General features: G+C 52.6%; 31 protein-coding genes and 3 tRNA genes. 15 read left to right on the top strand and 19 right to left on the bottom strand.

The features are described 5' to 3' along the window. Positions 1 to 13 precede the first annotated feature (13 nt). Complete coding sequence (locus tag GOV45_RS13670) at positions 14 to 703, bottom strand: DnaA ATPase domain-containing protein (RefSeq protein WP_170478764.1); 690 nt, start codon at positions 701 to 703, stop codon at positions 14 to 16. Beyond that, entirely contained in the window at positions 704 to 1,777 is a 1,074-nt protein-coding gene (locus GOV45_RS13675; RefSeq protein WP_170478766.1) for an AI-2E family transporter, read from the bottom strand. Positions 1,778 to 2,120: 343 nt separating this feature from the next. On the opposite strand from GOV45_RS13675, the gene proS reads away from it, so the two are divergent. After that, on the top strand, positions 2,121 to 3,461 hold the full coding sequence (gene proS, locus GOV45_RS13680; protein ID WP_170478768.1) for a proline--tRNA ligase: 1,341 nt from the start codon (positions 2,121 to 2,123) through the stop codon (positions 3,459 to 3,461). A 29-nt stretch (positions 3,462 to 3,490) separates the two neighbouring features. Here proS and GOV45_RS13685 read toward each other — a convergent pair whose 3' ends face one another. Then, entirely contained in the window at positions 3,491 to 3,850 is a 360-nt protein-coding gene (locus tag GOV45_RS13685; RefSeq protein ID WP_170478769.1) for a hypothetical protein, read from the bottom strand. A 383-nt stretch (positions 3,851 to 4,233) separates the two neighbouring features. Here GOV45_RS13685 and GOV45_RS13690 point away from each other — a divergent pair, with 383 nt between their 5' ends. Both GOV45_RS13690 and GOV45_RS13695 read left to right on the top strand, forming a co-directional pair. Beyond that, positions 4,234 to 5,520 carry a lipoprotein-releasing ABC transporter permease subunit gene (locus GOV45_RS13690; RefSeq protein ID WP_170478771.1) on the top strand — a complete coding sequence of 429 codons (1,287 nt, stop codon included), beginning with the start codon at positions 4,234 to 4,236 and terminating at the stop codon, positions 5,518 to 5,520. Then, on the top strand, positions 5,513 to 6,199 hold the full coding sequence (locus GOV45_RS13695) for an ABC transporter ATP-binding protein (RefSeq protein WP_170478773.1): 687 nt from the start codon (positions 5,513 to 5,515) through the stop codon (positions 6,197 to 6,199). The genes GOV45_RS13690 and GOV45_RS13695 overlap by 8 nt, the downstream gene beginning before the upstream one ends. On the opposite strand, the gene GOV45_RS13700 is transcribed toward GOV45_RS13695, so the two are convergent. Then, entirely contained in the window at positions 6,183 to 6,620 is a 438-nt protein-coding gene (locus tag GOV45_RS13700; RefSeq protein ID WP_170479039.1) for a DMT family transporter, read from the bottom strand. The genes GOV45_RS13695 and GOV45_RS13700 overlap by 17 nt on opposite strands. Before the next feature lie 96 nt (positions 6,621 to 6,716). On the opposite strand from GOV45_RS13700, the gene GOV45_RS13705 reads away from it, so the two are divergent. Next, the gene (locus GOV45_RS13705; RefSeq protein ID WP_170478775.1) at positions 6,717 to 7,127 is read left to right on the top strand and encodes a c-type cytochrome; all 411 of its coding nucleotides are present in this window, start codon (positions 6,717 to 6,719) and stop codon (positions 7,125 to 7,127) included. A 2-nt stretch (positions 7,128 to 7,129) separates the two neighbouring features. Here GOV45_RS13705 and GOV45_RS13710 read toward each other — a convergent pair whose 3' ends face one another. After that, a complete protein-coding gene (locus GOV45_RS13710) occupies positions 7,130 to 7,816 on the bottom strand; it encodes a hypothetical protein (protein ID WP_170478777.1) in 687 nt (228 codons plus the stop codon). Between the two features lie 42 nt (positions 7,817 to 7,858). Next, entirely contained in the window at positions 7,859 to 8,521 is a 663-nt protein-coding gene (locus GOV45_RS13715) for a DNA-3-methyladenine glycosylase I (RefSeq protein WP_170478779.1), read from the bottom strand. Positions 8,522 to 8,888: 367 nt separating this feature from the next. Here GOV45_RS13715 and GOV45_RS13720 point away from each other — a divergent pair, with 367 nt between their 5' ends. The 3 genes from GOV45_RS13720 to GOV45_RS13730 are packed head-to-tail and all read left to right on the top strand — an operon-like array spanning position 8,889 to position 12,965. After that, positions 8,889 to 9,839: an ABC transporter substrate-binding protein gene (locus GOV45_RS13720; protein ID WP_170478782.1), complete on the top strand. Its 951-nt coding sequence runs from the start codon at positions 8,889 to 8,891 to the stop codon at positions 9,837 to 9,839. A 10-nt stretch (positions 9,840 to 9,849) separates the two neighbouring features. Next, positions 9,850 to 10,902, top strand: coding sequence for a betaine/proline/choline family ABC transporter ATP-binding protein (locus GOV45_RS13725; RefSeq protein ID WP_170478784.1), 1,053 nt, complete (start codon positions 9,850 to 9,852; stop codon positions 10,900 to 10,902). Beyond that, a complete protein-coding gene (locus GOV45_RS13730) occupies positions 10,899 to 12,965 on the top strand; it encodes an ABC transporter permease (RefSeq protein WP_170478786.1) in 2,067 nt (688 codons plus the stop codon). The genes GOV45_RS13725 and GOV45_RS13730 overlap by 4 nt, the downstream gene beginning before the upstream one ends. Before the next feature lie 126 nt (positions 12,966 to 13,091). On the opposite strand, the gene GOV45_RS13735 is transcribed toward GOV45_RS13730, so the two are convergent. Beyond that, positions 13,092 to 13,241: a hypothetical protein gene (locus GOV45_RS13735; protein ID WP_170478787.1), complete on the bottom strand. Its 150-nt coding sequence runs from the start codon at positions 13,239 to 13,241 to the stop codon at positions 13,092 to 13,094. Positions 13,242 to 13,541: 300 nt separating this feature from the next. Between GOV45_RS13735 and GOV45_RS13740 the strand changes: the two genes are divergently transcribed. Continuing rightward, positions 13,542 to 14,063 (top strand): DUF2478 domain-containing protein, encoded by a 522-nt coding sequence (locus GOV45_RS13740; RefSeq protein WP_170478789.1) that lies wholly within the window; start codon positions 13,542 to 13,544, stop codon positions 14,061 to 14,063. An 82-nt stretch (positions 14,064 to 14,145) separates the two neighbouring features. Here GOV45_RS13740 and GOV45_RS13745 read toward each other — a convergent pair. Beyond that, a tRNA-Tyr gene (locus GOV45_RS13745) sits at positions 14,146 to 14,229 on the bottom strand. Between the two features lie 115 nt (positions 14,230 to 14,344). On the opposite strand from GOV45_RS13745, the gene rlmB reads away from it, so the two are divergent. The 4 genes from rlmB (at position 14,345) to GOV45_RS13765 (ending at position 16,629) form a co-directional block, all read left to right on the top strand. After that, positions 14,345 to 15,118: a 23S rRNA (guanosine(2251)-2'-O)-methyltransferase RlmB gene (gene rlmB, locus GOV45_RS13750; protein WP_170478791.1), complete on the top strand. Its 774-nt coding sequence runs from the start codon at positions 14,345 to 14,347 to the stop codon at positions 15,116 to 15,118. 12 nt (positions 15,119 to 15,130) lie between these two features. Next, on the top strand, positions 15,131 to 15,403 hold the full coding sequence (locus GOV45_RS23720) for a hypothetical protein (RefSeq protein WP_170479041.1): 273 nt from the start codon (positions 15,131 to 15,133) through the stop codon (positions 15,401 to 15,403). 134 nt (positions 15,404 to 15,537) lie between these two features. Next, on the top strand, positions 15,538 to 15,960 hold the full coding sequence (locus GOV45_RS13760; RefSeq protein ID WP_170478793.1) for a YHS domain-containing (seleno)protein: 423 nt from the start codon (positions 15,538 to 15,540) through the stop codon (positions 15,958 to 15,960). Positions 15,961 to 16,158: 198 nt separating this feature from the next. Beyond that, positions 16,159 to 16,629, top strand: a complete 471-nt coding sequence (locus tag GOV45_RS13765) for a CoA-binding protein (RefSeq protein WP_170478795.1) — start codon at positions 16,159 to 16,161, stop codon at positions 16,627 to 16,629. 4 nt (positions 16,630 to 16,633) lie between these two features. On the opposite strand, the gene GOV45_RS13770 is transcribed toward GOV45_RS13765, so the two are convergent. The 3 genes from GOV45_RS13770 to hisF all read right to left on the bottom strand — a co-directional run bounded on the left by GOV45_RS13770 (position 16,634) and on the right by hisF (position 18,370). After that, a complete protein-coding gene (locus tag GOV45_RS13770) occupies positions 16,634 to 17,209 on the bottom strand; it encodes a hypothetical protein (RefSeq protein WP_170478797.1) in 576 nt (191 codons plus the stop codon). Positions 17,210 to 17,294: 85 nt separating this feature from the next. Further along, entirely contained in the window at positions 17,295 to 17,612 is a 318-nt protein-coding gene (locus GOV45_RS13775; RefSeq protein ID WP_170478798.1) for a phosphoribosyl-ATP diphosphatase, read from the bottom strand. Then, complete coding sequence (gene hisF, locus GOV45_RS13780; protein ID WP_170478800.1) at positions 17,609 to 18,370, bottom strand: imidazole glycerol phosphate synthase subunit HisF; 762 nt, start codon at positions 18,368 to 18,370, stop codon at positions 17,609 to 17,611. The genes GOV45_RS13775 and hisF overlap by 4 nt, the downstream gene beginning before the upstream one ends. Positions 18,371 to 18,488: 118 nt before the next feature. Here hisF and GOV45_RS13785 point away from each other — a divergent pair, with 118 nt between their 5' ends. Then, positions 18,489 to 18,935 carry a DUF302 domain-containing protein gene (locus GOV45_RS13785; protein ID WP_170478802.1) on the top strand — a complete coding sequence of 149 codons (447 nt, stop codon included), beginning with the start codon at positions 18,489 to 18,491 and terminating at the stop codon, positions 18,933 to 18,935. Between the two features lie 81 nt (positions 18,936 to 19,016). Here the strand turns inward: GOV45_RS13785 and GOV45_RS23640 are convergent, their stop codons facing one another. Together GOV45_RS23640 and hisA are read right to left on the bottom strand one after the other, a co-directional pair. Beyond that, on the bottom strand, positions 19,017 to 19,316 hold the full coding sequence (locus GOV45_RS23640) for a DUF2867 domain-containing protein (protein WP_367648679.1): 300 nt from the start codon (positions 19,314 to 19,316) through the stop codon (positions 19,017 to 19,019). Positions 19,317 to 19,412: 96 nt separating this feature from the next. After that, positions 19,413 to 20,135 carry a 1-(5-phosphoribosyl)-5-[(5-phosphoribosylamino)methylideneamino]imidazole-4-carboxamide isomerase gene (hisA, locus tag GOV45_RS13795; protein WP_170479043.1) on the bottom strand — a complete coding sequence of 241 codons (723 nt, stop codon included), beginning with the start codon at positions 20,133 to 20,135 and terminating at the stop codon, positions 19,413 to 19,415. A gap of 134 nt (positions 20,136 to 20,269) precedes the next feature. Between hisA and GOV45_RS13800 the strand changes: the two genes are divergently transcribed. Next, positions 20,270 to 20,671 carry a DUF2147 domain-containing protein gene (locus tag GOV45_RS13800; RefSeq protein WP_170478803.1) on the top strand — a complete coding sequence of 134 codons (402 nt, stop codon included), beginning with the start codon at positions 20,270 to 20,272 and terminating at the stop codon, positions 20,669 to 20,671. A 4-nt stretch (positions 20,672 to 20,675) separates the two neighbouring features. Here the strand turns inward: GOV45_RS13800 and hisH are convergent, their stop codons facing one another. Both hisH and hisB read right to left on the bottom strand, forming a co-directional pair. Next, positions 20,676 to 21,314 carry an imidazole glycerol phosphate synthase subunit HisH gene (hisH, locus tag GOV45_RS13805; RefSeq protein WP_170478805.1) on the bottom strand — a complete coding sequence of 213 codons (639 nt, stop codon included), beginning with the start codon at positions 21,312 to 21,314 and terminating at the stop codon, positions 20,676 to 20,678. Continuing rightward, positions 21,315 to 21,902 carry an imidazoleglycerol-phosphate dehydratase HisB gene (gene hisB, locus GOV45_RS13810; protein ID WP_170478807.1) on the bottom strand — a complete coding sequence of 196 codons (588 nt, stop codon included), beginning with the start codon at positions 21,900 to 21,902 and terminating at the stop codon, positions 21,315 to 21,317. A gap of 153 nt (positions 21,903 to 22,055) precedes the next feature. Here hisB and GOV45_RS13815 point away from each other — a divergent pair, with 153 nt between their 5' ends. Next, positions 22,056 to 22,295 carry an Lrp/AsnC ligand binding domain-containing protein gene (locus GOV45_RS13815; RefSeq protein ID WP_170478809.1) on the top strand — a complete coding sequence of 80 codons (240 nt, stop codon included), beginning with the start codon at positions 22,056 to 22,058 and terminating at the stop codon, positions 22,293 to 22,295. On the opposite strand, the gene GOV45_RS13820 is transcribed toward GOV45_RS13815, so the two are convergent. The 4 genes from GOV45_RS13820 to GOV45_RS13835 form a co-directional block, all read right to left on the bottom strand. Beyond that, positions 22,292 to 23,158 carry a GNAT family N-acetyltransferase gene (locus GOV45_RS13820; protein WP_170478811.1) on the bottom strand — a complete coding sequence of 289 codons (867 nt, stop codon included), beginning with the start codon at positions 23,156 to 23,158 and terminating at the stop codon, positions 22,292 to 22,294. The genes GOV45_RS13815 and GOV45_RS13820 overlap by 4 nt on opposite strands. A gap of 81 nt (positions 23,159 to 23,239) precedes the next feature. After that, positions 23,240 to 23,314 (bottom strand) — tRNA-Gly (locus GOV45_RS13825). Positions 23,315 to 23,347: 33 nt separating this feature from the next. After that, positions 23,348 to 23,422, bottom strand: a tRNA-Gly gene (locus GOV45_RS13830). A gap of 325 nt (positions 23,423 to 23,747) precedes the next feature. Then, positions 23,748 to 24,131, bottom strand: a complete 384-nt coding sequence (locus tag GOV45_RS13835) for an MAPEG family protein (RefSeq protein WP_170478813.1) — start codon at positions 24,129 to 24,131, stop codon at positions 23,748 to 23,750. Positions 24,132 to 24,199: the final 68 nt, after the last annotated feature.

The following is a 24,199-nucleotide window of genomic DNA, read 5'->3' on the forward strand; positions in this document are numbered from 1 at the left end:
CGTTAAACTTCGGTCAATCATATGAATTGAGTTCGGAGCGTAAATTAGTAAGAACCCGCACTGCCAAAGCGCGGTTGATCTCGCGTTTTTCGCGGAGAGCCAGATCGTCAATAAGACCCACCACTTTGGACGCAGTTTCAAAACTGCGGTCCATATGCTTGACTAGATACGCGATTACGTCTGGACTGGGGTTCAGTTGGCGATCTACAAAAAGTTTGGCCAACACGGCACCTAAAAGCGCGTCATCAGGGCCTTCAAGCGCAACATGGTGAGCGCCGTCGACCCGGCTTTGCAAGTCCGCCAGCGAAAGGGCCCACAGATTTGGCGTACGCCGGCCAGTCATTAACAGGTCGTTGCCTTCTGCAAGCACCATATTATGCAGATGGAACAATATTTTCTGTCGTTCAGGGTCGCTGGAAATCTGGGGCACATCTTCTACTGCGATTGAGGTGCGTGCCAGATTGGGCACATCTTCGTTCACTAAATCAACAGAAGGAATGATCCGCCCGCCTGACTCGGCTGCCCAGACATGAGCCAAGTGTGTCTTGCCGGACCCAGCAGGGCCGCTTAGTACGAGCTTATTGCCAGGCCAGGAAGTCGCTGAAATCATTGCCACAGCAAGCGCGTTGGTGGGTGAGACAAAGAAATCTTCGCGCCCTAGGGCGGTTTTCGATGGAAGATCAAAACTAAGTTGGGTGGCCATTCATTCGTTGTCCTGCGCCGACCCATCCAGGCCTGTATATAGGCGGCTGCTTAAGTATTGCGTCGTGCCAAACCTTGCCAGAACGCCGATAGCGGCGGCTACCGGTACGGCGATCAGCATACCGACAAAACCGAACAATGCACCGAATACAGATAGAGCTAGCAACAGCCAGACCGGGTGAAGGCCGACCGAGTGGCCGACGAGTTTTGGCGTTAGGAAATTGCCTTCTGTGACTTGCCCAACCATGAAAATAGCGGCGACCAAAGCAACATGCGCCCAATCGCCCCAAAATTGGAACAGCGCTAATCCGATCGCCAGTGTGCCGCCGATCAATGCGCCCAGATAAGGGATAAAGGTGACCAAACCAGCAATAAACCCAACAATCAGGCCAAATTGTAATCCAACTATCATGAGTGCGACGGCGTAATATGTTCCCAGAATTAGGCAAACAGTACCCATTCCGCGTACAAAGGACGCCAGAACATCATCAATTTCACGGGCCAGACGCTTTATCGTGGGTGCGTGGTCTCGGGGCAGCAAATCACCAATTTTGGCTATCATACGATCCCAGTCGAGTAACATGTAAACGGCTACGACGGGAACGATGACAAGAAGGACCAACAAATTGATAGCTGAGCCCACCGAAGATAACACCGTTTGCAAGACGTCCCCGGTTTTCGACTTAAGCGTCTCTCCAAATGAAACCAACATTTGATGAGTGTTCGACTCTCTATCTAAAAGCGATGGAAACTGCTTTTCGATGAAGGCTCGAAGCTCTTTGAAAAGGCTGGGAAGAACGTCGACCAGGTCCAACATCTGGGTAATCAGGGCGGGGACCACCATAAGGATCATGAGGACGAACCCCAACACACCGACGACAGTAATTATACCGGTCGCCGCAACGCGCGACAGGCCCAATTTTTCAAGCCGGTCAGCGACCGGATCCAGAAAATAGGCGATTGCGCCACCAATTACGAAAGGTAGTAAGACATCGCCCAACAGCCACAACAGCAACACAAAAACAATAGCCGCAATGCCCCAATACCTAAGCTGATCCCTAACCGGCAAAGCCATTGCGCGTTCCTTTGTTGCGGGGCCTGAGGCGTTCTTGGCGCAATGGAGTGTATGATGCAAGAGGTTCATGGCGCATGCGTTTTATCGCAATTTAGCAGCATAGGCCCTAAAAGGCGCTGGCACCCAGACTTGCCAGCTCGAGTGGAACCACATGGCGTCTTCTTTCCCTGAAGTTTCGATGTTCCAATTCTGAAATTCTCATTCCACTCGAAATACCACCCGACCAAGTTGAACGAATGACCACTGACGTCCGGTCTCAAAAAAGACCGAAGCGCGATTGCCCCCGGCGTAGCTTTGGCATAATCACGGTTGAAGTCGAATTCTTACCTTTGAAGGTCAAAAAATGCGCCTCAGCCGATACTTTCTGCCCGTGCTCAAGGAAAACCCGTCCGAGGCCCAGATCGTCAGCCACCGGTTGATGCTGCGCGCTGGTATGATCAAACAGGCCGCCGCCGGTATATACTCCTGGTTGCCGTTGGGTTTCAAAGTTCTGCGCAAACTGGAAAATATTGTACACGAAGAGCAGGCGCGTGCCGGTCATATCGCCATCCAGATGCCCATTTTACAATCCGCAGACCTGTGGCGCGAGTCAGGGCGCTATGACGACTATGGTCAGGAAATGTTGCGAATGCAGGATCGCCATGGCCGGGATATGTTATATACGCCCACTGCCGAGGAACTAGTGACGGACATCTTCCGCGGACATGTCAGTAGTTACAAAGATCTGCCTCTTACTCTTTACCAGATACAGTGGAAATTTCGCGACGAAATACGTCCACGTTTCGGCGTGATGCGTGGCCGTGAGTTTTATATGAAAGACGGTTACAACTTTGATCTGACGAAAGAGGATGCCCTGCACGCATACAACCGCCATTTGGTTAGTTATTTGCGCACTTACGAACGCATGGGCCTGCAGGCCATACCGATGCGCGCCGATTCTGGCCCAATAGGCGGCGACGATACACATGAATTTCTGGTGCTGGCCGACACAGGTGAGTCCGAGGTCTTCTACGACAGCGCAGTCACAGACCTGACTTTTGGTGACCGCGAGATCGACTATGATTCTCGTGATCAGTGTCAGGCAATATTGGAAGAGTTTACCTCGAAATACGCTCGCACAGATGAAACTCATGATGAGGCCTTGTTTAATGAGGTCCCTGAGGAACGCCGCCGGATTGCGCGAGGGATCGAAGTGGGACAGATCTTTTATTTTGGCACCAAGTACTCTGAAGCGATGGGCGCGACGGTTCAGGGGCCGGACGGTAAGCCGTTACCGGTCCACATGGGTAGTCATGGGATTGGTGTTAGCCGTTTGGTCGGCGCAATTATCGAGGCGAGCCATGACGACAAAGGTATAATCTGGCCAGAAGGCGTGACCCCATTTCATTGTGGGATTGTGAATCTGAAGCAAGGTGATGATGAAGCAGACACTGCTTGTGAATCGATCTACGACGCGTTGACCGCGTTGGGGTTGGAGCCGTTGTATGATGATCGCAATGAAAGGGCAGGGGGCAAATTCGCAACGATGGATCTAATCGGTTTGCCCTGGCGGATCACCGTGGGCCCGCGCGGATTGAAAAACGGTGTCGTCGAACTAACCAGCCGCCGTACCGGTGAAAGCGAAGAGCTTAGCCCCGAGGCAGCAGTAGCCAAGGTTGCTCAAATATACGCAAAAATTGCCTGATGCTAGGGCGGTTCAGTTCATAAATAATGTCAGGTGTCGTTTTGTGTTGGCCGCGCGGCCAACACGTCACCGTCTGCTTCGCTGCCGCGAGCCACGACAATCGGGCGCCCCATGCGACGAACAAGCTCCCGGAATTCGAACCCCAAAAATCTTAGGCCGCAGACGCGTTCGTCAGTAGTTCGATCGGTTACGCAAAGAATTCCTTGACGGAACGCTAGCCGATAACCCTTCTGGGTCAGCAAGTCCGCCAGATTTCCCCAACTCGCCGCGCTGTCAAATATTGGGCGAATGGCCGCACGCAACAACGCTGCGGATTCGCAATCCAGTTCTGTTGTTGATTTTCGGGCCGGTATCGGGCCCTTCCCCCCTACGTTTTCTTGAATACTCATGAGCGACCCCCGCTCTGAAAATGTGTTCCCCCATGAAAGGGTGTCAAAGTTTCGAAAAATAAGCAAAACGTGGAATAAAATTGCTCAGTTAATGTTGCATTTAGAATTCAGTACCTCGCGAATTGCGCGCATTAACTTCATTACTGAAACAATAAGTCCTTGCCTGTGAAGGGGGTCACAACTTGGAGTATATTTTTTCCGGCAGTTTCTCGCCAATGGATAGAGCGGCGGCGATGAAGCTTAAAGTTGATTCGTTTCACAATAGATTCGGCTGAGGTTATGAGCCTGAGAACGTTAAATAGATTGCCAATAAATGATGATCGGCTTGACCATCCGATAAATTGCCGAAAGGGTCGCCACAGCATAAAACGCCCGGAGCCTGAATGACCAAAACCCCTCCTCCTTTTGCGCCTTTCGAGTGGAAAATTGCTTGGCGATATCTTCGCGCCCGCCGCGCTGAAGGTGGTGTAAGCGTAATGACCTGGATTTCGCTGATCGGTATTACTTTGGCAGTATTTGCCTTAATCGCAACGCTGGCGGTGCGGTCGGGGTTTCGTTCCGAGTTCGTGGGCACGATTTTAGGTGCGAATGCGCATGTAACAGTCTACTCGTCTGGGGAAATCGACGCACAGGGCCGCGTTGACCGGACCATCGCCGACTATGACGACATGGCGGCACGGATCGCCCAGGTTTCGGGTGTTGCGCGCACAGCGCCGTTGGTCAAAGGGCAAGTACTTTTAACAAAGCGCGAACGAAGTACCGGCGTCGAAGTGTTCGGTATTCGTGCTGACGACCTGCTTACTCTTCCCGGAATCGCTGATAGCGATAAGGCGATAGGGGATCTTTCGCAGTTCGCGGAAGGCGTCGCGATCGGCTCGGGCGTTGCACGTGCAATCGGTGCCACGGTCGGCGACAAAATCAAGATGACCTCGCCCAATGGGGTGAAGACGGCTTTTGGAACATCCCCGCGGGTAAATGCATACGACGTGGTCTATGTGTTTTCTTCTGGTCGTTATGACATCGACCGGACACGGCTTTACATGCCGTTTGAAGAGGCGCAGAGCTTTTTTAACCGCGAAGGCGCCGCGGACGAGATCGAGGTCATGGTGGAACAGCCAGAGAACATGAACCCTGTGCTGATACCGATCCTCGAGGCCGCAGGAGGCCGATCACGGGTATGGACCTGGCAAGATGCTTCGGGTGGATTTCTCAGGGCGCTTGAGGTCGAAGACAATGTGATGTTCATCATTTTGTCGATCCTCGTTTTGATCGCCGCGATGAACATCGTGTCGGGGCTCATTATGTTGGTAAAAAACAAGGGGCGGGACATTGGCATATTACGAACCATAGGATTGAGCGAGGGCTCGGTTCTGCGCGTGTTTTTTATCTGCGGTGCGTTCACCGGAATTATCGGTACTGCGATGGGCGTAGTCCTCGGGTGTCTTTTTGCGCTTTACATCGATCCTATCTTTTCTTTCGTAAACTATGCGATGGGCGGTGGTGTATGGGACCCTGCCATCCGAGGAATCTATGCGTTGCCTGCCGAACTGCATCTTTCAGATGTGCTTAAGGCCGTCGCCCTGTCTCTTGGATTGTCCTTTTTCGTGACATATTTCCCGGCCCGCCGCGCAGCTCGGCTAAATCCGGTTGAGGCGCTGCGCTATGAATGATGTCACTCTAAGGTTGCAGGGTCTCAGCAAAACCTATCTCAAAGGAACACCCGGCGAAATTGAGGTATTGCGCGGAGCCGATCTGGAACTGCGTGCCGGAGAGGCGGTTGCGCTGGTAGCGCCATCCGGAGCCGGAAAATCCACTTTGCTGCATATTGCAGGGTTGCTGGACGTACCGGACACGGGCACGGTTCAGATTGCCGGGCAAGAGGCGACTGGTAAAAGAGATCGCACTCGTACAGCGATCAGGCGTAAGGATGTCGGATTCGTTTACCAGTTCCACCACCTGTTGCCAGAGTTTACAGCCCTTGAAAATATTGTCCTGCCTCAACTGGCCAACGGCGTGGCACAAACGGCTGCGAATGAGCGCGCACTGAAACTGTTGGAGCGGGTAGGCATAGCCCAACGTGCCAATCATCGCCCTGCCGCCCTGTCGGGTGGGGAACAGCAGCGAGTGGCGTTCTGCCGCGCGCTGGCGAACGAGCCGCGTGTATTGCTGGCGGACGAACCCACCGGAAATCTTGATCCTGAAACCTCCGATCAGGTTTTTGATGTCTTGATGAATCTTGTACACGAAGCAGGCCTGTCCGCCCTCATCGCAACACACAACCTTGAGCTTGCGGCGCGAATGGACCGAACGGTGCGTTTGGACAGTGGAGTGATTAAGCCAGCTGTGTGATCGCGACGCCAATGGTCATCAGGGTGATACCTCCTGCACGTATCCAAGTGAGCGACGTTACCTGAGCGCCAAATAAACCGAAATGATCAATTACAGCTGTACTGATTAATTGTCCGACCAACACTAAGAACACCGCGTTTCCGACCCCGAAATGAGGCGCGACATGGGTGATGGCCAGCACGTAGAAAGCAACTAATACACCTCCCAGAAACAGATGTTTTGGAACCTTTGCCGCCTTGGCGAATGCGTGGTCGGCTGGCAGTACGAGCAGAACGATCACAGAGGCGGTAAGTGCGACGGCAAACAGGATTACAGCCGCCGCATTGGGCGACCCGATCATTTTTCCAAGGGTAGCGTTCAGCGCAGCGAGAATTGGAACACCAATTCCAGCCGCTAGCATGATCGCCGCGTAATGTGCCATGTGTTGAACCTCTGCGCTGATCTCGTTGATCTGGATCATTGCGGTATCGCCTCTGTCGGGCAAGCTTGAACTCATCTAATTTTGTTGGAGGAAATTATGGCAGGTTGGATAGGTAAAATTTTTGCCTTAGCAGCAGCGCTTACGATATCTGTGCCAGCGTGGTCGCAGGACGCAGAATCTGGGGAAGAAATCTATATGAATTATTGCGCGACCTGTCATGGGCTGGACGCAATAGGAAATGGGCCAATGGCCGGAGTGCTGGTTATACAACCTACCAATCTGACAAAGTTGGTAACTTCGGGCGGTGAATTTCCCACAGAGCGGGTTGTCGCGCGCATCGACGGGCAAGAACCTTTAGTCAGCCATGGTAGCCCAATGCCGGTTTATGGTCCGTTTTTTGAGGGCCGGGACACCACAATCAAAACAGACTCCGGGCAATCTATACCGACTAGCAAACCGATTGCCGATTTAATTGCATACCTCAAGACACTGCAAGGCGAACAGTAAAGTCAGCGACAAATACCGTCGATCTCGGCACCATCCCACGGAAGCAGGACGTCGCTTTCTCTGCGCCCGTTGGGGAGAGATGCGAGGTCAAAATGCGGTTGGAGCATGTCGTGCAGCCGCTGCGTGCGAGGTGCACCAGGGTCAAGCGCACGGCAGCATACATATTCTTCGACAATCGATCCTTGCTGTTCGTAGCCATATGCCAAGAAATCCGGGGATGTATCGAGGTCAAATAAATAGGGATCGGATTGGCGCCCATGTTCGGCAGCAGCTCGTAAAGGGTGATAACCGGTTGTCTCTCGATTTTGCCACTGCCAGACATGTGTCAATTCGTGCGCAAGTAGCATTGCGGCGATCAAGTTCACCCTGTCGGGATATTTGGACATGTAATCGTCCAGATACCAGTCTTTGGTGAAATAAACGCGGTTAAAAAGTGCGACAGCCGCTGGTCTGCCCGTTACGGTCTCAGTTTTAACGGGTGGAAGTATTAGTTCGCGACAAGCCAACCGTGGCCGCGCCTTGCGGGTATAGGTGACTGCGGCAACCGGAGCACCTTCGACTAGTCTAACCCGGTCCAAGTCGAGCGTGTTTCCTTGGATGTTGCTCGCAAATGCTCGTTCCTGCTCGGTCAGTTGGCGACCGCAGGACGCGAAAAAACAAAGTACAATAATTAGAAAGAGGCGCACCATATCTTAGACCGTAATGCTCAAGGCAGGGGCTGCAAGCTGTTTTCAAAGGCTCATAGCTAAAACCCGGCTAACTTCTGTCAACGAACGACCCGACTGATCCATCCACGAGTTGAAAGCCCTCTGAACTGCCGCCATCGCCTTTTTCGAAGTCGCCGGTTTGTCAATCACGCCTTCTGCAATCAGTCGCGAAGTCACATCTCGGGACAGAATGAAACTGTCACGTCCTGCAAAACGCATCGCGTACTGCGCTGATGCTCCACCCAAACGCGATCCGCGTTTGCCAAGCATCTCTAGCAATCCGGCGAAATCAGTCGACGGCCAGCCGCCCAGTACTTGACCGACCCCACCTTCATGGCGCAGTTCCAGCAGAAAGGTTGCGTTATCACGGACCGCCTCTATCTTGATCCCGTTGCGTACAATACGCGTGTCTTGCAATAGCGCGTCGAATTTTTCGTCATCCATGAAGGCGCAGCGCCCCACGTCGAACCCATCAAACGCGGTCTCGAACCCGTCCCACTTGGATTCGATAACTTTCCAGTTGAACCCAGCCTGAAAGATCGTCTTTGTAATTGTTGCAAGCCAACGGTCGTCCGGCATGGCGACCAGTTCGGCCAAGGGCTTTGGCTTGTCTAACTTACTTTCCAATGCGTCCGAGCCGCCGTGACGGTTTGCGGCCAATTTGTAAATATCATCAAAATGAAGCATGTCTCGTACCCTCCTTGCATCAAGTGTTGCCATTTTGTTCACGTATGCAAGTTCCTATTTCCTGTTTAGCCCGGGAACTAAGGTGTCGCTTGTTTTATCGAACCACAGACCCGCACTTTTGTAATTGACTGGTCAATCAATTTCCCGCAGTCTAGCGCCGTTAATTGACCAGAAGCTTTGGGCGATGTTCTTATGAGTGGGGGTGTTTCGCTGGATTGATCGATCAACAAATTCGATAACACCGTTATGTGCACTCTTTTGCATCCGAACTAACTCGTGCATTCTGCTTTACAGTTTCTGCAAGTGAAGCCATTGGGGCGAACAATTCGCCACATGGGGCAATCAAAAAAGACAGGGAGAATATTCCATGAAAAAACTTGGTGTAAGCCTTTTAGCAATGACTGTGGCAAGCACTGCTGCAGCAGCGGATATGGGCGCCGTCGATGAACCGATCAAACTGGCGATCAATGAATGGACCGGTCAACATATCTCGACCCATGTAGCGGGTGAGATGCTCAAGGCTGCAGGATATAACGTCGAATATGTTACTGCGGGCTATATGAATATGTACCAGGCCATGTCCGATGGTGAAGTCCACGGCGCCATGGAAATCTGGTCGTCAAACGTTTCGGACGATTATGCGAAAAAAGTTGATGCAGGCGGCGTTGTTGAACTGGGTGATTTGGGTCTGGATGCCAAGGAAGGCATCGCATATCCCGCGCATGTAGCCGAACTTTGCCCGGGTTTGCCAGCTTGGGAAGCGTTGAATGAATGCGCGCAAGTTTTTGCTACCGCCGACACGCTGCCAGGCGGTCGTTTGGTTGACTATCCGGCTGACTGGGGTACCCCAGGTGCGGATCGCATGACCGGGCTCGATCTGCCTTTCAAGGCTGTTCCAGCGGGCTCCGAAGGTGCATTGATCGCGGAACTCCGCGCGTCGACCGAGCGGAAATCTCCCCTTCTGATTACCTTTTGGCAACCACATTGGGCAATGTCTGCATATGATGTTCAGTTCGTCGACCTGCCGGTGGGTGAAGAGGCCTGCTTTAATGATCCTGCATGGGGACCGAACCCCAATGCTGTGAATGACTGTGACTTCGCACCTTCACGCATTTTCAAAGCAGGTTGGAGCGGAATAGCTGACAAATGGCCAGCTGCTTATGAAATCCTGTCGAACTATCAACTGGCAGTCGAAGATCAGCAGCCTATGATGGGTGCAATTGACGTTGACGGTGGATCCGTCGAAGAGGTTGTTGCCGCTTGGATGGCCGAAAATGAAGATAAATGGCGTCCGGTCGTAGACGCGGCAACGCAGTGAGTTCACTTAAGTGACTGACACGAATACGCCAGCTATTGCCTGCCGGAATCTCTGGCAGGTTTTTGGCCAAGGCGCTGAAAAAGCCCTGACCGAAGCGCTGTCTCGGTCAGGGGATGATGCGGATCAGGCCGCAGCTGACCTGCGCGATGCAGGTTTCATACCCGCCGTGCAAGATGCCAACTTTGAAGTCCGCGACGGCGAGTTATTCGTCATCATGGGGCTCAGTGGTTCAGGAAAATCCACTCTTATCCGCTGTATCTCTCAGCTTTTGCCGGGAACAGGCGGCGAAATCCGTGTAGAGGGTGAGAACGTGGTAGGCGCCTCGAAGAAGGCGCTGACCGATCTTCGGCGGAAAAAGCTTGGGATGGTGTTTCAACACTTTGGCTTGTTTCCACACATGACCGTTGCCGAAAACGTAGCGTATCCCCTGCGGGTTCAGGGTGTGGGCCGCAAGGAACGTCTTGCCCGCGCTCAAGAAGTCATTTCTCTCGTCGGCCTCGAGGGGCGCGAAGATAGTTTCCCTCGGCAGCTTTCTGGTGGTCAGCGTCAGCGCGTGGGCATCGCACGCTCTTTGGCTGTGAACCCAGACATCTGGTTTCTGGATGAGCCTTTTTCGGCGCTTGACCCGCTGATCCGCCGCCAGTTGCAGGATGAATTTCTGCGCATTCAGGCGACCTTGAAAAAATCCATTGTTTTCATAACGCATGACATCGCCGAAGCGCTAAAGCTGGCTGACCGAATAGCCATCATGCGCGATGGAAAAATTGTTCAAATTGGTACGCCATCAGACATAGTTCTGCGCCCAGTAGACGACTATGTGCGTGAGTTTTCCAAGGACGTGGCAAAGGGCCAACACGCCAAAGTTGGGTCAGTTATGCGCGACAGAGGCAGTGAAACGGGCCCCGATGATCCGGGTTTGACCACAGCGATGACGCTTGACGCGGCGTTGGCGCACTGCATGGAACTTTACGAACCCGTTCCGGTCAGGGATGACACTGGCAAAGTTGTTGGTACGGTACATCCGTCTGATTTAGCCGCTGCTTTGCAAGTGGACGAAACATGACAGTTTTGACGGATGTTCCAGCACAAGATTCCGCGCGTTTGACGGCCGGAGCGAAGGCGGCATTGATCACTGTAATCGTTGGTGCAGTTTGTCTTGTTCTGGAAGGATTTGCGCCTTGGTTGATCCAGTGGCCAGCCGCCTGGGAATTGCCGGCTACACAATGGGTTGGGAATTTTCTCGACTGGTCGCTAAATGCAATCAAACCTTTTGCACGTCTGTTTTCCGACGTAATGGCGTATCCGATGAACTGGGCCAATTTCGTGTTGAGCAACACTCCTTGGCCCATTCTGATAGGCCTTGTAACCGCGCTGGGCTGGTATTTGGGTGGCTTGCCGATGGCTGCACTTGGCTTTTTGGGTCTCAGCTTTGTTTTGGCGTCAGGATATTGGGCCGAAAGCATGAACACACTGGCATTGGTGGCCGTTTCAGTTCCAGTTGCATTGATACTGGGTGGAGCAATAGGCATTCTCGCTAACGAGGTGCCAAAGGTGAAGTCATTTGTTCAGGCGGTGCTGGACGTAATGCAAACCGTGCCGACATTTGCCTATCTGACACCGCTTTTATTACTGTTCGGATTCGGGCCGGTTGTCGGATTAATCGCTTCAGCCATATATGCTGCACCTCCTATGGCTCGCAATGTAATGTTGGGGCTAGAGCGAGTTGAACCGGAAATAAAAGAAGCCGCCATTATGTCAGGTGGCACACGCTTCCAACAGCTGTTTCAGGTCGAAATCCCCGCCGCTGCGACTCAGATTATGGTCGGCGTGAACCAATGTCTGATGGCCGCCCTCTCGATGGTGATTATTGCCGCCGTGATTGGCGGCTTCAACGACATTGGTTGGGAGGTTCTGCTGACCATGCGCAAGGCTCAGTTCGGCGAGTCGCTACTGGCCGGTTTGGTCATTGTAGTTTTTGCGGTGGTAATCGACCGGATGAGTGGAACCCTTGCGACCGAGCGTAAGAGGTACGACCAAAAGGTCGTTTGGGCAATGCTGGCTTTTGCAGCGGCATTCACGGCCGTTTTCTGGGCGAGGCTTCCAAATCCGGCAGATTTGACCCTTTTGGATCCGGTTGCGCAAGCGGTGGATAATGGACTGACGACGTTCACCCAGAATAATGGTCCTTGGCTGGACGCTCTAAAAAACAACTCATTGTTTTATGTTCTGTTACCGCTTCGGATTGGTTTGGATCAGGCCGTGCTGCCGTTTACTTGGGGCTTTCAGTGGACCGCTCAGATGAGCTATGGCCTGTTTGTCTTTGGAGCTGTAATAGCATTGGTTTTTGCTTGGCGTGGTCATCTGACAGGTGGGTTAGTGGCGCTTATCCTGATTGGGATGCTCGAGACCGGTGTTTCGAACTTACCTTGGCCCTTTGTATTGACCGGTGCCGCAGCGCTTGGCTGGGTTGCTGGCGGTTCGCGTCTTGCGGTATTGGTGGTTGCGTTACTAAGCACGATCCTCGTGTCGGGTTTGTGGGAAAGGGCGCTGTTGTCGCTCTACCTCAGCGGGGCGGCGGTTTTCTTCTGTGCGGTTTTTGGCGGTCTGATCGGTCTGGCTTGTGCGGTGTGGGAACCCATCTGGAAGATTGTCCGTCCGATCTGCGATATGCTGCAAACAATTCCTTTGTTCGTGTTCCTGATTCCGGTTCTCATGGTATTTCAAATTGGTGAATTCTCGGCTTTTCTGGCGATCTGCGCATACGCGATTGTGCCGATGATACGCTATACTCGCCACGGGTTGGTCAACACGCCAGACGAAATGATGGAGGCCGCCATTTCAAGTGGTGCAACCGATTGGCAAATCATGCGCGACGTAAGAGCACCCTATGCCGCGCCTACGATCCTATTGGGGCTGAATCAGACCATTCTATACGCGTTTGCCATGTTGGTTATTGCAGCTTTGATCGGTACCACGGGGTTGGGCCAGTCAATCTATTTGGCGCTGGGCCAGGCGGATGTCGGGTTGGGGATATCGGCTGGCGCAGCGATGGCGATTCTAGCACTGGTGGCCGACCGAATAGTACAGGGTTTTGCTGAAGAACGGCGTCAGGCTCTTGGGCTTTGAGAGCTTGGTCCGGCGATAAATCAGCCCTTCCAAGCACGTTATTTGGTGCAAAGATTGCCTGAACGCCGTACTCTGAACTAAGCCTCATTCTGTTCTTATATGACCGCAGCAGGTTGGGACGACTTGCTAGCTTCCATAGTGACCCATGTGCTCAGCTGCATCGTACCAACGGGTACCAGACGCGTGGATCGCTAGTAGGTGTGATGGGTCGGCATACCCTATGTAAACTATTTCCCCATAGGTAACAGTGTGACCACGCACTAACATTCTGATCAATAGAAGCTCATTGTTTGTTATTCTGTTCGGTTTGTTAGCTGATGCACTTGTTTGGCAAGATGTCCAACGACCATCGACGCGTCGTTGAAATGAATGCTATTGGCGGTGTCTTCCTCTGCGAAAACCTCAACTTTGGACCAGAGCCAAAGCTTGCTTGGCCCGCCTTTTTCCACTGCATTTTCTAGGGTTTGCACGAACCTTTTTTCAGTTGAACGACTTTGCTTTAGCTTGGGGGAGTGGCCGAGCACGCCTATGCGTGCTATCTGGATTGCTGGAATGCTGCACTAAGAGGACAACCAAATGCACTTGGCCTATGTGACCACTACTGATCGCGGAGCAACTGACAGGCTTCTCAGTGCCGTGGCAGAAAGACTATTGGCCCAGGGCGCCCAACTTTCAGGAGTAGTGCAGACAAACACCGAATGCGCGGACGACACAAAATGCGACATGGACCTGCGGGTTCTGCCCGATGGCGCGACGATCCGCATTTCACAATCGCTGGGCACGATGTCGCGGGGGTGTCGTCTGGATCCAGCTGCTCTTGAGGAGGCTGTCGGGTATGTAACAGCTTCACTGTCGGATGGTCCACAGTTGTTGATAATCAACAAGTTTGGAAAACATGAATCCGACGGTCGCGGATTTCGACCTGTGATTGGTGAGGCCCTAGCTCAGGACATTCCGGTATTGGTCGGAGTAAACGGTTTGAACGAGGAAAAGTTCAAAGATTTTACTGATGGTGCAGCACAAGCGCTTGAGCCTAACGTGGATGCAATTGTGGCCTGGTTCGAACGTGTCAATAGGACGAGAAACGCGGCCGCGTGATGCGCGTGTTGCTCGGCCTTTATGAAACCAAACCATCAAGTTTTCGAAGAAACTATTACTTTTGGATATTAAGGTTGTGAAATGGTGGGCGACCCTGGAATCGAACCAGGCGTGCGTCTCCGCGAGGGAGTTACAGTCCCCTGCCACACCTTGCGGCCTGTCGCCCACGATCAGGCGTTGCACCTGACGTGGAGGCGTGATTACTAGCGCGCCTAAGAAGCGTCAACAGGAAAATTCCGCTGAGACGCATGAAACGTATTTCCCGGCCCGGAGGCCCAGAAATGAAGAAACCCAAATGGGTAGTCGAGAAGGAACAGGCACGAAAGGCCGCCGCCTCAGAAACGGTCTGGTTGTTCGGATTGCACGCCGTGCGTGATGCCCTAATGAATCCAAAGCGCCAGAAACTGCGCCTGATCGTGACTCGGAACGCGCGGGACAAGCTGACTGAGGCAATTGCGATCGCCGGCATCGATGCAGAAATGGCTGATCCCCGCAAGTTCACTGCGCCGATTGATCCGGCATCGGTACATCAAGGTGCGGCACTCGAAGTTAAACCCTTGGATTGGGGAGGGCTGGCTGAAAACTGTATTGGCCAAGAAACCCCCCGGGTATTGCTATTGGATCGTGTAACAGACCCGCACAATGTCGGCGCAATATTGCGTTCTGCCGAAGTGCTGGGGGCCAGCGCTGTTATCGGGACGCGTCACCATTCTGCTCCTGAAACGGGGGCGTTGGCGAAAACTGCCAGCGGAGCGTTAGAGCGGCAACCCTACTTACGGGTACGCAACCTTGCTGACGCAATTGTGGAATTGCAGGAAATGGGTTTTTTTGTGTTGGGGTTAGACGGAGAAGCCGAACAGACAATCGAGGCGGCCTTGGAAGGAAAACGCGACCTTCCCGTCGCGCTTGTATTAGGTGCCGAGGGGCCGGGCCTGAGGCAAAAAACAAAAGAGACCGTCGACCAATTAGTCAAAATTGACGCGGCCGGTGGTTTTGGATCATTGAATGTCTCAAATGCCGCCGCAATTTCCCTATATACGTCGTTAAACGGTTAATAGGAGGCCGCCATTTCCGCTCCTCATAAAATTGCTACCTGCTGCTATTGCGGTACCCGAGCTGCCCTTGTGCTGCGAGGCAAGAAACAGCATGAGCTGAGCTGCGCCAGCTGCGGCGCGCCTTTGCACGACTTAAAGATGATGCCTAAAGCCAAACTAGCGAAAGCTTCGACGCGACAGGATCTTCAAAAGAAAGGGCATCGAAAGCCTAAGAAAAAGAAAAAGGGCCTGTTTTCGCGGGTGCTGGATGAAGCTTGGGATGTGATCGAGGATGTCTTCGACTAACTCTCCAAGTTGGCACAGATGTTCACAACCCTGTCAGGTGGGGTTTCGGTAAGTTCGTAATGCAGGCATGTTAGAGCCTTCAATAAGAAGCCTAAGATTTGCATATGCTGCCACGAAGAGTTTTTCTTGCTGGAATGTTTTGCTCGATAATTACACCCATGGTGCGGGCTAAAACTCTTCCTATGTTTTTTGCCGGTAACGGATACGCTGTATCGGGCTATGATGCCGTGTCCTATTTCCGGACTTCCGGACCGGTTATTGGGCAAAAGCGGTTTTCGCTGATGTGGAAAGGCGCTGAATGGCGTTTTGATTCTTTGGTAAATCGTGACCGTTTTGAGCGCAATCCTCGTGCTTTCGCGCCTCAATATGGCGGGTATTGCGCCTATGCTATGGCCAAGGGAGAATTGCTGAGTTCTGACCCGAAAGCTTGGAAAATCATTAATGGCCGTTTGTATCTGACTCACTCTGCCAAGGTTGAAAAAGTTTGGGCAAAGAATGTAGGAAGATATATCCGCCAGGCTGACCAACACTGGCCCGCCGTCCTGTATCAGGGGTAGGCGTTTTTTCGCCATTCGCGGTTTGTCATCACAAAAATGCGCGCGCCCTCTTTTTTTTACTAAACTCGTGCTTAAATGTCACAGTGACCGCGGAACGGAACTGCCGCGGGTCATTTCACTGTCCCTCGTTCCAACAACTAGCGCTCAGGAACCTCCTGAGCGCTTTTTTATTGAAATGGCAACGCGTAGTGTCTTGGTATGACAAATTATTCCGATGAGTTTTTAAAACGGGTCCTGCAACGCACAAAAACCATAGCTATGGTCGGTGTTTCGATGAACCCGGTTCGGCCGAGTTACTACGTAGCGCGGTATCTATCGCTAAAAGGTTACACAGTAATTCCGGTAAACCCAGGCCATGCGGGAAAGAAACTATTCGGTCAAACAGTGCAAGGGGCATTGTCGGACATTTCTCAGCCTGTAGACATGGTGGACATTTTTCGGAGGTCCGAAGCAGTCCCGCCTATTGTGGACGAGGCGCTGGCCTGCTTCCAACATTTAAGAACGATCTGGATGCAAATTGGTATAAGTCACCCAGAAGCTGCGGATACAGCTCGCGAACGTGGGGTCGATGTTATTATGAACCACTGTCCTAAAATTGAATATCAACGACTGTTCGGGGAACTTCGAATGGGTGGGTTCGCAACCGGCGTGATCTCTTCGAAACTATGAACTTTTACTCAACGACCAGCGGCGCAAGTCGGGCTACTTGGTCCAGCCGCCGTTTTTCCAGTACAACTTCGCGTGGCACCCATTCGTAGCGGGAGTCTTCTGCCAGAGGAGCCCAGAATAATTCTCCCCCATAACGCCAGGGGTCCAAGATGACCCCTTGGTACATCGAGTCCCCCCTACGACTGATGATTGCTGTGCTGTGATCTATTCGGAACGGGTTATCCGCATTTGCGATAGCGCGATGCATTGTCAGCGTCTCAAAGTTTTCCTGCCTGAGGCGCCTTTCGATATCCTCGGCCCAGTGCCAGCACAGACCACGGGGACGTAGGCCTTTGTTAACTTTGGCGTTATGAATTAGAGGCGGGTCAGTGATCTGATATTCCTGCGCAAGCTGAGCAGTATAGGCGTAGGCGACTCTGGCAGCGCGTTGTGCTTCCTGCGGATCAATTTCAGGCCCAAGCGCCTGAATCTCGATGGCAAGCTTTTGCACATCGCCTTCATTGGCCGGACGAGGCGTAGAACATGCGGTAAGGGCCAGCAATGCAAGCATTGTCAGCACATGGGCAAGAGGTTTGATCATTCCCTCGTCCTTTGATCCGTCCTGTGTTTCGGGCGCTTAGGATCGGCACTATAAGACGTTAAGTTGATTGACGAAACCCGGCACGTTACCGTTGCGATCGAGACGCTTTTTCCGTAACTCCGCTGGTGCCTTGTCGGCGGCTCAGTTCAGCCAAAACGTCGTCCAGTGAAACATCCCGCGACGCAAGCATAACCAACAAATGATACAACACGTCCGCAGCTTCACTAGTTAGATTATCACGGTCGCCTTTGATGGCTTCGATGATGGCTTCGATCGCCTCTTCACCGAATTTCTCGGCGCATTTTTCAGGCCCCTTCGCCAGAAGTTGCGCTGTCCAGCTTGATTTGGGGTCAGCGCCTTTTCGCGCCTCGATGGTCGCGGCCAAATCGTTAAGAATGCTCATTTCAGCCTCATTGGTATGCCTGCGGCGGCCATGTATTCTTTGGCTTCCCGTATTGTATATTCCCCGAAATGAAAGATCGAGGCTGCCAATACCGCGCTCGCCCGCCCCTTGGTGACGCCCTCCATAAGATGATCCAGATTGCCGACGCCGCCTGAGGCGATCACTGGTATATCAACTGCGTCGGAAATGGCGCGCGTCAAAGGCAGATTGAACCCGGACTTAGTGCCGTCGCGATCCATGGAAGTCAGCAGGATTTCTCCTGCTCCCTTGGCCGCTACCTCTTTGGCGAATGCGACTGCGTCAATACCCGTCGGCTTGCGTCCGCCATGGGTGAATATTTCCCACTTGCCTGGGCCGACTGTCTTGGCATCAATGGCACAGACAATGCATTGGCTGCCAAACTGGTCCGCGGCCTCTGCAATCACGTCGGGATTTGCTACTGCGGCCGAATTAAAACTAACCTTATCGGCACCTGCGAGCAGCAGGGCCCGCACGTCTTCTTTGGTCCGTACACCGCCACCGACTGTTAGTGGCACAAAACACTGTTCAGCAGTTCGTCGTACAACGTCGAACATTGTGCCCCTGTTTTCATGAGTGGCGTGGATATCCAGAAAACAGATTTCGTCTGCACCTGCAGCATCATAAGCTTTGGCTGACTCCACCGGATCGCCCGCATCGCGCAAGCCGACGAAGTTGACACCCTTGACTACTCGGCCGTCTGCGACATCGAGACAAGGGATGATACGTGTTTTCAGCATGTCTGCGTCCTTTGCTGGCGCACCAGTAACGGCAAAGCCTCGCCGATGCCAGACTTGTGATTGTAGATTGGCTAAGACCTGTGAAATTTTGAGTAAATTTTAGCGAAAGGATAACAAAATGCGCAGTGTGATTTTGGCTGTTTTTCTGACGTTGGGGAATGCTGTAACGGCCCTTGCTGACGACATCAAAAAGGTTGGCACAGACAAGTCTGTAACCGAGGCGATGGACGCCCTTGAAGCAGCCGTGAATAACGCTGGCGCCACGGTGTTTGCCCGGGTGGATCATGCTGCAGGAGCGGAAAAAGTCGGAATTTCGATTCCTGCCAACCAAGTTTTGATTTTCGGCAATCCGGCGCTTGGGACGCCAGCGATGCAGATCGACCCGGGTGCCGGATTGTTTCTGCCTCTCAAGGTTCAGGTATATGAGGATGCCAGCGGTCGGGTCTGGTTGGCATACGAGGACCCCAAGGAAACCATGGATAAATTCGATAAAATGGAGAAATCCCCGGTCATCGACAAAATGCGCGGTGCGTTGGCTAAACTTACTTCTGCTGCCGCCGAATAAGCCTTCTACGACTAATTACTGGCTTTGCTCACACGCGAAAGCGCGTTTCGGGCGATCAAGATATGAAAGGCATAATTTCGGCTAAATACAAACGCCCGCAAAAGTTATGTCGGCGAACCCATGTGGGCAAAGAGACGCGACCGTTCCTGATAGAATAGAAACCCGAAAATCCAAATGGCGGTCGTCAAATCCTGCGGTCACCTCGGTTTCATAAGCATGTTCCACTGGAAAATTTCCCAGATTGTCCCGGGGTTTCGGCCCAGTTCTGCTGATGACGATAGGGTCGACCAGAACGCTTCGCAAGCGTACCAACGCTGTCACCCATGCTGGAAAAGCAGTGGTTTTTCCTGCGGCCCCACGAGGTGGCAGTTCAGATGCCACACAAAAGCAGTCCAGACATTTCCAGACTTAAATCGTTCGTGAAGCATACTTTGTGAAGGTAACGGTGACCGTTTGACGTTTTCGTCCAACAGGGAACTATTCTTTGAGCGTCTTCAGGGCATCTTTCAAATCAATTGCTCCATCATAGAGCGCACGGCCGGAAATGGCACCATTCAGACCTGCGCCGCAATCCCGCAGCGCGATGAGGTCAGAAATCGAAGAAACGCCTCCGGACGCGATAACGGGAATTTCCACTGAGTTTGCAAGTTGAGCTGTGGCTTTGATATTCGGGCCCTGCATCGCACCGTCTCGGTTGATGTCTGTGTATATTATCGCCGCCACACCTGCGTCTTCAAAGCTACGGGCCAAGTCCGTAACCTTTACGTTGGTTTCCTCGGCCCAGCCCTTGGTGGCGACAAACCCGTTGCGGGCGTCGATGCCGACAGCGACTTTGCCCGGAAACGCCGCTGCGGCTTCGTGCACCAGTTCGGGGTTCTCGACCGCCGCCGTTCCCAGAATGACCCGGGCCAAACCTTTGTCTATCCAGGTTTCGATCGTGGTCATGTCCCTGATTCCACCCCCTAACTGAGCTGGAACCCCGCAATTCTTCAGGATTTCTTCGACCGGGGCGGCGTTTACCGGTTCGCCCGCAAAGGCGCCGTTCAGGTCAACCAGATGCAGCCATTCACAACCAGCATCGACGAATGCACTGGCCTGTTCTACCGGATCTTCGTTAAACACGGTGGCCTTGTCCATTTCACCACGCAGCAGTCGAACGGCGTTACCGTCTTTTAGGTCGATAGCGGGGTAGAGGATCATGGTATGCAGCCCTATATTGAACTTGTTCGCGTGGGATATCGCACATGCTGGGCAGGGGATGCAACGCGACGCTAAGTCAATCTTGCTCATGGGGTTTCAGCAGGCCAGAGTGGCCACAAAACAGGGAGAATATCATGAAGACGTTCAAGCTTGCGGCGGCTTTTGCCGTATTGGCCACTGGTGCATTCGCGGCTGACCCGGTTGATGGATTGTGGAAAACCGCTCCGGGTGACACCGGAGGGTATTTGCACGTATCCATCGCCGAATGCGGCAGCGCTATTTGCGGAACGATCGACACGGCATTCGATGCGGATGGCAACGAGCAACTCGATTATGAAAATCTGGGTAAACAGATCATTTGGGATATGATCCCTGAGGGAGACGGCAGTTACAATGGCGGCAAGATATGGGCGCCGGATCGAGACAAGACATATAATTCGAAAATGTCGCTGGATGGACAAAACAAGCTGACCGTAAAGGGATGCGTTGCCGGAGGCCTTGTCTGCCGCGGGCAGGACTGGACACGGGTTCAATAGCTTTTCACGGAGCCCAAGTCAGAAAGTTGCCAATCATTCGTAAACCTATGTCCTGACTTTTTTCAGGGTGGAACTGCATGCCAATCATAGTGTCTCGGCCGACAACAGCCGTGACCTGCTGGCCATAATCGACGTATGCCAAACGCTGCGCCGGATTGGTAACGCGAAAATGATAGGAATGCACAAAATAGACGTGATCGCCTGAGGTTACCCCCGCAAATACTGGGTGCCCGCTTTCCAGTGTCAGATCGTTCCAGCCCATATGCGGAACTTTCAACGCCGGATCCGAGGGTTCGATTCGTACGACATCGCCTGCGATCCAGCCCAGACCATCCGTTTCACTGTATTCATGACCAGTTGTCGCCATCAATTGCATGCCGACGCATATACCCAGAAATGGTCTGCCTTTTTGTTCTACGGCCTCGACCATCGCATCATAGATGCCTTTGTGCCCCCTTAGCTCGGCTGCGCAAGCTGGAAAAGCCCCGTCTCCGGGCAAAACCAAACGGTCTGCTCGTGCAACGACGTCTGCGTCCGAAGTCACGACCACTTCACCAGCGTTTACCTCTTGGGCCATACGCTGGAATGCCTTTTCGGCGGAGTGAAGGTTGCCGCTTTCGTAGTCAATTATAGCAGTCAGCATTCAAAGTGCGCCCTTGGTCGACGGAATCTCATCGGCCTTGCGCGGGTCTGTTTCAACCGCTTCTCGTAACGCACGCGCAACAGCCTTAAACGCTGCCTCGGCGATGTGGTGACTATTAAACCCGTGCAACTGGTCAATGTGCAGGGTTATGCCGCCGTGGGTGCTGAATGCCTGAAAGAATTCGCGCACCAATTCAGTATCAAACGATCCGATCTTGGGGGTGGGCAAATCGATATTCCAGATCAGGAAAGGCCGGCCAGACAAATCCAGCGCGCATCGCACTTGGGCGTCATCCATCGGCAAGTGGCACTCTCCGTAACGGCGTATCCCTTTCTTATTGCCCAACGCCTGCGTCAACGCCTGACCCAAGGCGATTCCTGTATCTTCGACCGTGTGATGGTCGTCGATGTGATAATCACCCTTGGCTTTAATCGTCATATCGATCAATGAATGGCGCGCCAATTGGTCCAGCATATGGTCGAAAAAACCAACACCGGTTTGGTTTTCATAATCGCCGGTTCCGTCGAGGTTGATTTCGACAGAGATATCCGTCTCGGCTGTACTGCGGCTTATTTTTGCGCTGCGCATGGGCGAGTTCCTTTTACTACAGACGCGCTTATAGACAGGGTTGGCCGGGGTTTCAAAGACCAGCTGCACCAATCACTCCAAACTGTTGCAGGGGATTGCCTATGTAAGCCCACCGTGTCAGCCTGACTTAACAACAATCATCAGGGCCAAATCATGTCCACGTGCGTTTTCATCCAAATCCGCTGTAAACCCGGCAGTACCTACAAAGTCGCAGAAGAAATCGCGCTTCGGGAAATTCACTCGGAACTGTACTCGACAAGCGGCGAATATGATTTGCTGTTGAAACTTTACATTCCCGAGAATGAGGATGTTGGCCATTTTATCGACGAAAACCTGTTGGTAATTCCGAATATCGAACGGTCACTGACCACAATGACGTTCAAGGCGTTCTAACCCAATTCGAACGTGGTGACGCCGTAGACACGTTCCAGTTCGATATCAGGTTCGTGATCGGAATACATTCTTGCGGTTTCGAACACTTTTTCCAGGCCTAGTTCTGATGCCAAAGCAAAGGCTGCAGCGTTAGGTTGCGGCATATCGATGAAAATTTCATGTTCCCGATGGTCATCAGGAATATCCGTTATAACCGACGCAAGAAGTAGCTGCGCAATCTCGGTGTTGTCGGCGAACAAGGGGCCTATTTTGTACCCCGTCTGGCAAGGCCGTAAAGTTACGTACCCTTTCAGAACACCGTTTTCCGTATAGCTACGAGATACATGACTGGCTGCATTCAACCAGTCCCGCAAAAACAACTCTCGCGAGGCTGGAAAGAGCGCCCGGTCATAACTTAATAGTTCATCTGTCGCACTATTCAGCTCTGACAGCTGGGGGGACGACGCTTGCCCAAGCTTGTCCAGAATCTCACGTTTCGTACCCGCGAAACGATAGTTGTTATATGCAAAGGTGAATCCTGACTTGCGGTAGTTTTCCTGCTGTTCAACCACGCCATCCAAGCCCATGTTGCGCCCCTTGCAATGGGCCAGAGCATGCTGCGCAATCTCAAGGCCGTGGCCGTGGTGGCGAAACTCTGGGCGGACGATGTAGAAACCCAAGAATGCAAATTTGTCATCGTAATTCACGGCGGACACAGAAGAAATCATCTCGCCGTCGAGAAAACCCCCAAGAAACCCATCGGGGTCTGTCGGGTGGAAGCATTCGGCGTCATGTTTGCCTGGGTTCCATCCCTCTCGGCCAGCCCAATCAACTGCGTGCTGAACTTCGGTGAGTTTAAGTGGGCGAATGATGTAATCCGACATTAGACAATTCCGACACAACTTAATCTGAAACCACAATGGCGCATAGCGTGTGCAAGAACCAGCGTGTTCAGAATTTGTATCTGGAGCGGGCGAGGCGATTCGAACGCCCGACCCTAACCTTGGCAAGGTTATGCTCTACCCCTGAGCTACGCCCGCGTCAGATACTTCGGTGACCTGTCGGTCTCTCAATGGAGCGGGCGAGGCGATTCGAACGCCCGACCCTAACCTTGGCAAGGTTATGCTCTACCCCTGAGCTACGCCCGCGCCGTTGAGTGAGCCGTGAAGTATTAATTCTGACGCAAAGCTGCAAGGGGAAAAACGCAGAAAGCGAAAAAATCTTTGCGACGGAAATGTCCTTCTAAGGCGTTAAAACTGCAAAACTGAGCAGATCAGAACAAATGGATCAATCTGAAATGTGGTTTGAGAATGCAAAGATCGTCTTGCTGGCATTACTGGTTTTCCTAGCAGTTACCCTAAACTGTTGGGACTGGGTAAACTTAAAAACAACAGTTAATTATTCGAACTTGACCAATCCAGAGGCCGACCAAAAGACCGCGCCGACGGAAACTGTTGCACCCTCGAATTCCAATTACAGGGCTAGGAAAATGTTTGCTATGGCAGAAATCAATATGGCGGCAAATGTAAGCAGCATTCCAATCTGACGAAATACAACGATCTGCGGTGTCTTTCCGAAGCCATAGGCGTGCAACACGCGCCCTGCCAGCAGGGTTAACCCCAAAAGATTGACCAACAAACCGCCGCCGCCTTGCAGTTCGACCATAGCAACGAGCAGAAGTGCAAATGGGGCGTATTCAGCGCAATTTGAATGCGTTCGCATCGCCTTGAGCACGGCCTTATCGCCCCCATCACCCACTGAAACCCGTCCACGCCGTCGTTGACGAATTACATTCGCGCTAAGCCAAACGAAAAGAACGGCAATCAATGCGGCGTAAATCGGTGTGATGGCAAGCATGGCAGCTCCACAGTTTCAATTAAAAGGTCGCGCAATTTAATGCGCGACCACACAAACCTTACGATAAA

This window comes from Ruegeria arenilitoris (assembly GCF_013035425.1).
Taxonomy (GTDB): Bacteria; Pseudomonadota; Alphaproteobacteria; order Rhodobacterales; family Rhodobacteraceae; genus Ruegeria; species Ruegeria arenilitoris_A.

Bases quoted from the DNA above. Each gene is read 5' to 3' on its own strand.
- GOV45_RS13710 (WP_170478777.1), bottom strand. From the start codon at position 7,816: ATGGTGCGCCTCTTTCTAATTATTGTACTTTGTTTTTTCGCGTCCTGC.
- GOV45_RS13695 (WP_170478773.1), top strand. From the start codon at position 5,513: ATGAATGATGTCACTCTAAGGTTGCAGGGTCTCAGCAAAACCTATCTC.
- hisB (WP_170478807.1), bottom strand. From the start codon at position 21,902: ATGCGCAGCGCAAAAATAAGCCGCAGTACAGCCGAGACGGATATCTCT.
- GOV45_RS13760 (WP_170478793.1), top strand. From the start codon at position 15,538: ATGTTTTGCTCGATAATTACACCCATGGTGCGGGCTAAAACTCTTCCT.
- rlmB (WP_170478791.1), top strand. From the start codon at position 14,345: ATGAAGAAACCCAAATGGGTAGTCGAGAAGGAACAGGCACGAAAGGCC.
- GOV45_RS13670 (WP_170478764.1), bottom strand. From the start codon at position 703: ATGGCCACCCAACTTAGTTTTGATCTTCCATCGAAAACCGCCCTAGGG.
- GOV45_RS13785 (WP_170478802.1), top strand. From the start codon at position 18,489: ATGCGCAGTGTGATTTTGGCTGTTTTTCTGACGTTGGGGAATGCTGTA.
- proS (WP_170478768.1), top strand. From the start codon at position 2,121: ATGCGCCTCAGCCGATACTTTCTGCCCGTGCTCAAGGAAAACCCGTCC.
- GOV45_RS13835 (WP_170478813.1), bottom strand. From the start codon at position 24,131: ATGCTTGCCATCACACCGATTTACGCCGCATTGATTGCCGTTCTTTTC.
- GOV45_RS13820 (WP_170478811.1), bottom strand. From the start codon at position 23,158: ATGTCGGATTACATCATTCGCCCACTTAAACTCACCGAAGTTCAGCAC.
- GOV45_RS13675 (WP_170478766.1), bottom strand. From the start codon at position 1,777: ATGGCTTTGCCGGTTAGGGATCAGCTTAGGTATTGGGGCATTGCGGCT.
- hisF (WP_170478800.1), bottom strand. From the start codon at position 18,370: ATGCTGAAAACACGTATCATCCCTTGTCTCGATGTCGCAGACGGCCGA.
- GOV45_RS13815 (WP_170478809.1), top strand. From the start codon at position 22,056: ATGTCCACGTGCGTTTTCATCCAAATCCGCTGTAAACCCGGCAGTACC.
- GOV45_RS13800 (WP_170478803.1), top strand. From the start codon at position 20,270: ATGAAGACGTTCAAGCTTGCGGCGGCTTTTGCCGTATTGGCCACTGGT.
- GOV45_RS13765 (WP_170478795.1), top strand. From the start codon at position 16,159: ATGACAAATTATTCCGATGAGTTTTTAAAACGGGTCCTGCAACGCACA.
- GOV45_RS13770 (WP_170478797.1), bottom strand. From the start codon at position 17,209: ATGATCAAACCTCTTGCCCATGTGCTGACAATGCTTGCATTGCTGGCC.
- GOV45_RS13775 (WP_170478798.1), bottom strand. From the start codon at position 17,612: ATGAGCATTCTTAACGATTTGGCCGCGACCATCGAGGCGCGAAAAGGC.
- GOV45_RS13705 (WP_170478775.1), top strand. From the start codon at position 6,717: ATGGCAGGTTGGATAGGTAAAATTTTTGCCTTAGCAGCAGCGCTTACG.
- GOV45_RS13715 (WP_170478779.1), bottom strand. From the start codon at position 8,521: ATGCTTCATTTTGATGATATTTACAAATTGGCCGCAAACCGTCACGGC.
- GOV45_RS13700 (WP_170479039.1), bottom strand. From the start codon at position 6,620: ATGGCACATTACGCGGCGATCATGCTAGCGGCTGGAATTGGTGTTCCA.
- GOV45_RS13685 (WP_170478769.1), bottom strand. From the start codon at position 3,850: ATGAGTATTCAAGAAAACGTAGGGGGGAAGGGCCCGATACCGGCCCGA.
- GOV45_RS13740 (WP_170478789.1), top strand. From the start codon at position 13,542: ATGCACTTGGCCTATGTGACCACTACTGATCGCGGAGCAACTGACAGG.
- hisH (WP_170478805.1), bottom strand. From the start codon at position 21,314: ATGCTGACTGCTATAATTGACTACGAAAGCGGCAACCTTCACTCCGCC.
- hisA (WP_170479043.1), bottom strand. From the start codon at position 20,135: ATGATCCTCTACCCCGCTATCGACCTAAAAGACGGTAACGCCGTTCGA.
- GOV45_RS13690 (WP_170478771.1), top strand. From the start codon at position 4,234: ATGACCAAAACCCCTCCTCCTTTTGCGCCTTTCGAGTGGAAAATTGCT.
- GOV45_RS13720 (WP_170478782.1), top strand. From the start codon at position 8,889: ATGAAAAAACTTGGTGTAAGCCTTTTAGCAATGACTGTGGCAAGCACT.
- GOV45_RS13730 (WP_170478786.1), top strand. From the start codon at position 10,899: ATGACAGTTTTGACGGATGTTCCAGCACAAGATTCCGCGCGTTTGACG.